Annotated in this window: 10 protein-coding genes and 1 pseudogene; 6 read left to right on the plus strand and 5 right to left on the minus strand. The window is 67.7% G+C overall.

Annotation, left to right across the window (positions count from 1 at the left end):
* Positions 1-162 precede the first annotated feature (162 nt).
* From ACIBBH_RS42050 to ACIBBH_RS42060, 3 genes are all read right to left on the minus strand, one after another.
* Positions 163-2,304 (minus strand): SpoIIE family protein phosphatase, encoded by a 2,142-nt coding sequence (locus tag ACIBBH_RS42050; RefSeq protein ID WP_399414219.1) that lies wholly within the window; start codon positions 2,302-2,304, stop codon positions 163-165.
* Positions 2,305-2,401: 97 nt separating this feature from the next.
* The gene (locus ACIBBH_RS42055; RefSeq protein ID WP_399414221.1) at positions 2,402-2,536 is read right to left on the minus strand and encodes a hypothetical protein; all 135 of its coding nucleotides are present in this window, start codon (positions 2,534-2,536) and stop codon (positions 2,402-2,404) included.
* Positions 2,537-2,574: 38 nt separating this feature from the next.
* Positions 2,575-2,901 (minus strand): hypothetical protein, encoded by a 327-nt coding sequence (locus ACIBBH_RS42060; protein ID WP_399414223.1) that lies wholly within the window; start codon positions 2,899-2,901, stop codon positions 2,575-2,577.
* A gap of 234 nt (positions 2,902-3,135) precedes the next feature.
* Here ACIBBH_RS42060 and ACIBBH_RS42065 point away from each other — a divergent pair, with 234 nt between their 5' ends.
* The 4 genes from ACIBBH_RS42065 to ACIBBH_RS42080 all read left to right on the plus strand — a co-directional run bounded on the left by ACIBBH_RS42065 (position 3,136) and on the right by ACIBBH_RS42080 (position 5,690).
* Positions 3,136-3,918, plus strand: coding sequence for an SDR family oxidoreductase (locus ACIBBH_RS42065; protein WP_399414225.1), 783 nt, complete (start codon positions 3,136-3,138; stop codon positions 3,916-3,918).
* A gap of 52 nt (positions 3,919-3,970) precedes the next feature.
* The gene (locus ACIBBH_RS42070) at positions 3,971-4,879 is read left to right on the plus strand and encodes an SDR family NAD(P)-dependent oxidoreductase (RefSeq protein ID WP_399414227.1); all 909 of its coding nucleotides are present in this window, start codon (positions 3,971-3,973) and stop codon (positions 4,877-4,879) included.
* A gap of 36 nt (positions 4,880-4,915) precedes the next feature.
* Positions 4,916-5,137: a tautomerase family protein gene (locus ACIBBH_RS42075; protein WP_399414230.1), complete on the plus strand. Its 222-nt coding sequence runs from the start codon at positions 4,916-4,918 to the stop codon at positions 5,135-5,137.
* A gap of 250 nt (positions 5,138-5,387) precedes the next feature.
* Positions 5,388-5,690 (plus strand): hypothetical protein, encoded by a 303-nt coding sequence (locus tag ACIBBH_RS42080; protein ID WP_399414232.1) that lies wholly within the window; start codon positions 5,388-5,390, stop codon positions 5,688-5,690.
* A gap of 21 nt (positions 5,691-5,711) precedes the next feature.
* On the opposite strand, the gene ACIBBH_RS42085 is transcribed toward ACIBBH_RS42080, so the two are convergent.
* On the minus strand, positions 5,712-6,086 hold the full coding sequence (locus ACIBBH_RS42085) for an ester cyclase (protein WP_399414234.1): 375 nt from the start codon (positions 6,084-6,086) through the stop codon (positions 5,712-5,714).
* Between the two features lie 199 nt (positions 6,087-6,285).
* A pseudogene (locus ACIBBH_RS42090) lies at positions 6,286-6,384 on the minus strand (transcriptional regulator); the annotation flags it as partial.
* Between the two features lie 413 nt (positions 6,385-6,797).
* Between ACIBBH_RS42090 and ACIBBH_RS42095 the strand changes: the two are divergent.
* The gene (locus tag ACIBBH_RS42095; protein WP_399414236.1) at positions 6,798-7,076 is read left to right on the plus strand and encodes a transposase; all 279 of its coding nucleotides are present in this window, start codon (positions 6,798-6,800) and stop codon (positions 7,074-7,076) included.
* Positions 7,033-7,623, plus strand: coding sequence for a hypothetical protein (locus tag ACIBBH_RS42100; protein WP_399414238.1), 591 nt, complete (start codon positions 7,033-7,035; stop codon positions 7,621-7,623). The genes ACIBBH_RS42095 and ACIBBH_RS42100 overlap by 44 nt, the downstream gene beginning before the upstream one ends.
* The last annotated feature ends 91 nt before the right edge of the window (positions 7,624-7,714 follow it).

Here is a 7,714-nt window from a genome sequence, read left to right on the forward strand (position 1 = left end):
AACTGCAGACACTCCTCGCCCTCTGGGCCGGCGCCTGCCCCACCTGCCACCGCGACATAACCACGGCAATACAAACCTGACCAAGCCCTACTAGCGGCCGCCAGCGTGCGTCCACAGCAGACGCGTGGCCCGCAGGCTGATCGATCCGCCTCACTGCGTCGGCTATTGCCTGGCGAGGGGATCGTCAAGCTCGAACCATACGGTTTTGCCCCGTCCACTGGGTGAGTTACCCCAGGAGGAGGCCAGGGCGGCGACTATGAGGAGGCCGCGTCCGCCTTCTGCCTGGTCCTCTCGACGGGGGTACACCACGGGACGTGCTGGATGTGGATCGCTGTCACGGACTTCCATGCGCAGACGTGAGGGGTACAGCCGGACACAGACGTCCACATGGCTGTCGCCGTGGATGAGCGCGTTAGTGACCACCTCGGAGCCCAGAAGTTCCATCGACTCGGTCAGGTGCGGCCGCTCCCATGTCTGCAGAAGCTGGCGGAGGAAGGCGCGGGTGCGGGCGACTCCTTGCACGTCGTGGCGGTGGATGGCGGTCTGGGCGACCCTGTGCCGCGCTTGGGCTGGTGGGCCTTCGTAGCGGACGAGGAGCAGGGCAGCGTCGTCGGCGCGGGCGGACCCGGTGAGGGTGCTGATCAACAGGTCGCCAATGGTCTCCAGTTCTCCTGTAGCAGTGGTCACGGCGTCTTCGAGTACAGCGGCGGCGTTCTCGGTGGAAGTCAGCAGTTCGCCGGTGGTGAGTGCCAGCAGTGTTCCCGCCTCGAGTATGAGGCCGGTGGCGTGATAGTGAGGGTCTGCGTCGACGCCCAGGGGGATACCCGCGTCGGGTATCCGGGCTAGGTAATGGCCGTCTGCGGTGCGCATGAGGGGAGCCTCGTGGCCGGCGGTGGCGATCTGGGCGCGTCCGGTGTCAGGGTCCAACCAGACGCAGCAGCAGGTGGCGAACAGGTCGGTGTCCAGGCCGAGGAGCAGTTGGTTGGTTCTGTTCAGCACCGCACACGGGTCGTGCCCCTCGGTTGCGTAGGCGCGCACCGCGCTGCGCAGTTGCCCCATGACCACGGTGGAGGAGATGTTGTGGCCCTGGACGTCACCCACGACCGCGGCGACCCCGCCGTCGGGCAGGTTGATCACGTCGTACCAGTCTCCGCCGAGTTCGATTCCACTGGGGGTGGGCATGTACCGACTGGTGATGGCCAGGCCAGCGGGCTGAGGAAGCATCCGGGGCAGGAGCATTTGCTGCAGGTTCTCTGCCAGCGCATGCTGCGCGTCGTACATCTGTGTGCGCTCGATGGTCTGGCCGAGCAGTGTCGACAGCGCTGTGAGCATTGCTTGGGCGATTACGGTGCGGCTCTTCTCCGGTATGAATCCGATGGAGCACGTGCCGACGGCGCGTCCCGCAGTCAGCAGGGGGAGAACGACCCATACGCAGTTCTCGTTGTCCGGATCCGCGCTGTCCATCCTGCCGCGCGTCCTGTCATCGCCAGGGAGGTATTCCAGTTGGCGCTGTTGAGCGATCGCGTCGGTCTCCGGCGAAGCGCTGGTGAGGGGCATGTCGTTCAACGAGGATATGAAGTCCTTGGAGCATCCGGCTGTGCCCACCACGCGCAGCCGGGCGCTGTCGATCAGACTGATGGCCATTGCCCGCGCCCCGAACGCACAGGTGATCCGTTCCAGGGCCAGGGCTACCGCGTCTTCCGTACACGAGGCTGAGAGCAGCAGGCTGGCCAGCCTGTGCAGGTGGTATACCAGCGGGGCCGTATCCGAGTCGGTGCCGCTGGAGACGACGACAGGCACCGGAGGCGCGTCCATGGAGACCCCGTCGGCCGCCAGCCGATCAAGCTGGGCGGAGAGCGTGGCTGCGGCCTGGGCGAGATAACTCTGTTCGGTGTCGGTGACCACGCGGAACAACTGCGGCCAGAAAACCGATAGCGTGCCGAGGGGGCGACGCTCTGTGAGCAAGGGCCCCGCTGCCACCGTGAACGGGAAAGGCGCCATGACGGCCATCTCCGGATGTTTGGCAACCGGATGGATTGACTGGGTGATGGCCACCCGCCCGTGCCGAAGGGCTGCAGCTGACGCGTAAACGTCGTCGTCCGCCGAGAACGACTCCCCAATGCCCACCCCGAGGGGAGACACCGCCACGACAGCGGCGTTGAATGTGTTGCTCTGCGGGACGCGCAGGAATGCCGTGACGGCTGCTGCCCCGAGACGTTTCAGGCACTTCCGCGTCGCCGCAGCGAGCAACTCGTCACGCTGCGTGACACCGCAGGCGGCTTCGGGTAGTCGTGTGTAGTTCATGGAGGCCAGCTCTCGAAGACCTGCTTCAGCCGTCCGCTCTCAGGCTACCCCGGCGGCCTTGACGGGACCCCGCGAATCGGGGGTTTGTGCGCTCGGCTCATCGGTTCGGTTCGATCATCGAGTCGGTGATGGCGTCCGCGAGTTGGTGGAGCTGCGCAGCGAGGTCGAGGCGCTGTTGAGGCGTGTAGTGGGAGAGCCCTCGGCTCTGGCGTGCGCGCAGTGCGCACTGCATGGCGGCGAGCCTGTGGATGCCGTCTTCGGTGAGACGGATCAGAACCTGGCGTTCGTCCTCGTCCGAACGTCGCCGGTGACAACATCCTTGGCCTCGAGTTGTTTGAGCATGCGGGTGGCGGTAGGGACGCTGACCTCGGCCGAAGCGGCAAGCCTGCCGACAGGCAGTCCGCGCGCCTCGGCGTCTTCGGCCAGAGGGGCAAGAAGTGTCAGCTGGGCCCTGGACAGCCCGGTCTCCGATTGTCCGACGGTGGTGGTCCGGGGACGGCGCATGGCATAAAACAGCCGGTCAGCGGCCTGCGCCAGCTCTTCCACGCCCTCCCCGGAGGCGAGCTCACAGCTGTCATCAGGGGAATGCTTGCTCACCTCTCGCATGACTCCAGTCCGCACCTTTCGCCTCCCACCGCCCCGCCACGGGGAGCTGAGCCAGGGGATCACAACCCCTGGGTAGGCACAGCCCTGGCTGGAGACGGAACACCGGCCGATGGTGGCAGGACACGCGACGACGGCGCCGCCAAGGCACCTCATCATCCACACTCCGCCGGTCATCACGGATCGAGCTCTCATCCGTACTCCGGCACTACCTGGCAGGAGTCATCTATGTCCCTCAACAACGCAACGGCCCGTAGCGCTGTGTCCGGGTCCGGTACGGAGCGTCTTCGTGTTGCCGTTGTCACCGGTGGATCTCGCGGGATCGGCCGTGAAACGGTCGGCCGGCTGGCGGCGGACGGATTCGCCGTGGTGGTCGGCTACTCCGGCAACCGGGAGCAGGCCGAGGCCGCGGTCAAGGAGATCACCGCCGCCGGCGGCCGGGCGGTTGCGGTGCAGGCCGATGTGGCCGACGAGGAGGCGGTCGCGGGTCTGTTCGCCGCGGCCGAGTCCGAGTTCGGTGGGGTCGATGTCGTCGTCCATGCGGCCGGGCGGCTGTATCTGTCGCCGGTGGCCGAGATCGACTTCGACCAGCTGGATGCCGCGCACCGCACCAACATCCGCGGCACCTTCGTGGTCGCCCGGCAGGCGGCCCGCACCATCCGCGACGGCGGGGCGATCATCAACTTCTCCACCTCCGTGGTGGGCCTGGCATTCCCCGGCTACGGCGCCTACAGCGCCAGCAAGGGCGCCGTTGAAGCGCTCACGCTGATCCTGGCCCGGGAAATGCGCGGCCGGGATGTCACGGTCAACGCCGTCGCTCCGGGCCCCACCGCCACTGACCTCTTCCTGGAAGGCAAGGACGAGGAGACCATCGCCCGCCTGGCCGCCCAGCCCCCGCTGGAGCGGCTGGGCACCCCCGCCGACATCGCCGCCGTCGTCGCCTTCCTCGCCTCCCCCGCCGGCCACTGGGTCAACGGCCAGGTCATCCGCGCCAACGGCGGCATCATCTAACCGGCCCGGTCGGCCTCCTCCCCCCCCACACACGCTCATTGCGAGGAAAACCATGGTGTCTGATGTGAGTAGAGGTGTTCTGGTGACTGGGGCGTCCAGTGGTTTCGGGGCGCTGACGGTACGGGCTCTGGCTCGTGCGGGGCACACGGTGTACGCCGGGATCCGGCAGACGACTGCCCGGAACGCCCCGGCGGTGCAGGAACTGAACCGTTTCGCGGCCGAGCACGGGGTGCAGGCGCGGGCCGTCGAACTCGACGTCACCTCGCAGGAATCCGCGGATGCCGCCATCGCCGGCATCCTGGACGGCGGCGGCCGGCTGGACGTGGTCGTCCACAACGCCGGCCACATGGCTACCGGGCCGGCCGAGGCCTTCACCCCCGAACAGCTCGCCGAACTGTACGACATCAACGTGCTGGGCACCCAGCGCGTCAACCGTGCCGCACTGCCTCACCTGCGCGAGCAGGGCGAGGGACTGCTGGTATGGATCGGCAGTACCAGCACCCGCGGCGGCTGCCCGCCCTTTGTCGGACCCTATTTCGCCGCCAAGGCCGCCATGGACGCCCTCGCGGTCAGTTACGCCGGCGAAGTCCTGCGCTTCGGTATCGACACCGCCATCGTCGTCCCCGGCGCCTTCACCTCCGGCACGAACCACTTCGTGCACGCCGGAACCCCCGCCGACACCGCGCGGACCACCGCCTACGACGAACGCTACGGCCCCCTGCTGGCCGGCCTGGACGAACGGCTCTCCGCGCTGATTCCCCCGGACGCCGACGCGGCCGACGTCGCCGACGCGGTCGTACGCCTGGTGGCCATGCCCGCCGGCACCCGGCCGCTTCGCACCCACATAGACCCCAGCCATGACGGCAGCGAAGTCGTCTCCGCGGTCGCCGACCGCATCCGCGCCGACTTCTTCCGCCGCATCGGGCTGGACGACCTGCTCACCGCAGGCAGCTCCCTGTAATAACCCGCACCACCCATACAGACAAGGAAAACGATCATGCCGTTCGCAAACTTCAAGGTCCCCGCCGGCACCCTCGACGCCAAGCAGAAGGAGGAGATCGTCACCCGCGCCACCGAGCTGTACGTCGACATCTACGGCGAACGCGCCCGCGCCAACACCATGGTCCTCGTCGAGGAAGTCACCGACGGCGGCTGGGGCATCGGCGGCAACGTCCTCACCCTCGCCATGCTCCAGCAGACCCCGGACGACGGCGAGTAACCACTCCGCGCCCACAGGCGCGGCCGGGCACCGGCACCACGCCAACGCCCGGCCGCGCACCAGGCTTGGCGGGCACCCACAGACCGCCGGCCACAGCCCCCTATGCGCTCCGACCAAGGTCTTCAACGTCGTGACGGTTTCGCCCTGGAACTCTGCCGCACGCCCACGCGTCGCCCGACCAGCTCGGGCAACGAGGACTGGGCCTGCATCTCCCAAACCGTTCCAGCGTGCCGTCACGAAACCGAAGGAGATGGACGCCATGGTGCATCTGCGAATTTTCCAGGTCAACGTCCCGATACATCACACCACCGACAAGACGCGGAACGGCCTGCATGTGTTTACCGGTCAGGCTGCCTCGACGTGTGACGCCGTGCGGATCGCGCACGAGGTGTATGACGCTGCGGTAGTGGCGCAGCAGGCCGGACTCGGCATCCCCGGCAGACGGCCGGACGGTTGGGGAGTGAGCGGTCTGCGACCCGGCTGGGAGCCCGACTGGACCGCGGCCCGCGCCGATCTCTGGCAAGGTCGGGCCTTGACCCGTGTCACGTTGTGATGGCGCCTGGAAGCCTTCGGATTACTGCGTCATCTGCCGGAAGGCGCCGAAGAGGTCCTCCAGGTGATCCGTACGTGCCATCTGCCGGTGAGCGGTGCACTGGTGGATGTCGGCGGCCCGGAAGGACAGCTTGCGGTGGGTGGCGCCAACCCCGAGGAACGGCCCCTCCTGTGTGCCCCTGATCACCGAAGGGACCATGACGGTGTTCCCCGCGACATGGATGGCCTCGATACGGATGGTCAGGCCGGGAAAGGTGGCCACGAGGTCTTTGCTGACGTGCCGCTTCATGCCCTCACGCCCAGGCCCCTGGCCAGGAGCGAGCGGCGCGTCCACAAAGTCCTCCGTCAGGAGCGTGTCGCAGACCGATGTGTCGCCGGTCTCGAACGGCTTGTACATCTGCAGCCGTGCGCGCCGTCGCGGACTGACGCAGCACCGTCCAGGCCTGGCTGCTCAGTCCGCCGCGCGGCGTCCAGAACCTCGCCGGATCTCCCGCCGGCAGGCCGAGGAGGCATCGTCAACGCCGCAAGGGGCGAAGGTGAAAGCGCAAGTGCCGGTGTGGCGTGAAGGGCTTGGGTGGTCGGCGTTGTCGGTGGACTGGCACCCGGCGCCTCGGGCCGGTTGGCAGGCCCACGTCGGCGGGGCGAATCCGGTTACGCCGTGACTTGAGGAATGCGGCGAGTTCGGAAGGAATCACGTTTGCCCCTCGTGCTCATGGTGGGGGGTAACACCAGGGGTGGCGACCCCGGGGTCCACACGGCCCCGGCCCCTTATGAGTCTTCCACGCTATGCCCTCGGTTCGGTGATCGGCTCATCCCACGCTTCATCGCGTCGCGCTCGGGTGTCGTCTGTCACTCGTTCCCCGGAGGACGTCCAGCCGTAGCGACCTAGCGACCGAAGCGACTGGCCCTCTGGCACAGAGTCTCATCACTGAAGCAGAGTCTTCTGCTCTCCTTCAGTCGCTTGGGTAGCTGCGTCGTCTCCCGGCAGCGACTGAAGTGCAGCGACTCAGCAACCGTTCAGTCGCTACCGCCAATGCCTCAACGACGCAGGTCAGGCGGTTGCGTCCTTGGAAGTGGTGTACGGGTTCGACAGCAAGAGGAGGCCCCGGTGCCGCAGTCGTCCATGTCGATGGCCGAGTGGTCCAACCCGCCGACGCCGGGCTGGATGCGCGGGCGGGGCGGCCGGCCGGAGGGACACTGCCACCGCGCGGTGCTGGACGCGATCCGCTGTCTCGTGGACAACGGCGTCAAGTGGCGGGCGATGCCGGCCGACTTCCCGCTGTGGGACCGGGTGTATGCCTTCTTCCGCCGCTGGCGCGACCACGCCCTGGTCAAGGAGTTCCATGACCGGCTGCGCGGCCAGGTACCGGATGCGGCTGGGCCGTGACGCGGAGCCGACGGCCGGCGTGATCGACTCGCAGTCCATCAAGGCGGACGCCGTCGTCGCCGCTGACAGCTGCGGCTTTGACGGCGGCAAACAGATCAACGGCCGCAAGCGGCGTGGTCGACACCCTCGGCCTGCTGCTGGGCGTGATGGTTACGAGCGCGGATGTCGGCGACCGTGCGGCCGCCCGGTCCTGCTGCCCCAAGTCACCGACGCCCACCACATGCTGGCCCTGATCTGGGCCGACGGCGGCTACACCGGCAGCCTCGTCGAGTACTGCCTGGCCGCGCTCGCCCTGGCCCACTACTGGGTCACCAGATCCCCGGACCCCGCCGTCTCCGTTCTCGTCGAGCTGGTCGGCCCCACTCCGGTCGGCCTATGCCCTCAAGGCCCTTACCGCCATCGGCGAGCTCCCCCGAGGGTCTTCGCCCCGCCCTCCGCTCCTTTGCCTTCTCCCCGCTCCACCTGCTCAGCGTGCGCCCTTCTCCGGGCAGGGCCATCCGACGAGGAACTCCGCATTCTGGCCAAGAATTTGCTCGCTATCGGCTAGTAGATTGTCGCGGCTAATTTTTGGGATAGAGGTGGCGCAGTTTGATGCGTGCGTCGTGGGTGGTGAACTGCCAGTTCACCTGACGTCGGTC

It is taken from the genome of Streptomyces sp. NPDC051636 (assembly GCF_044453765.1).
Lineage (GTDB): Bacteria > Actinomycetota > Actinomycetes > Streptomycetales > Streptomycetaceae > Streptomyces.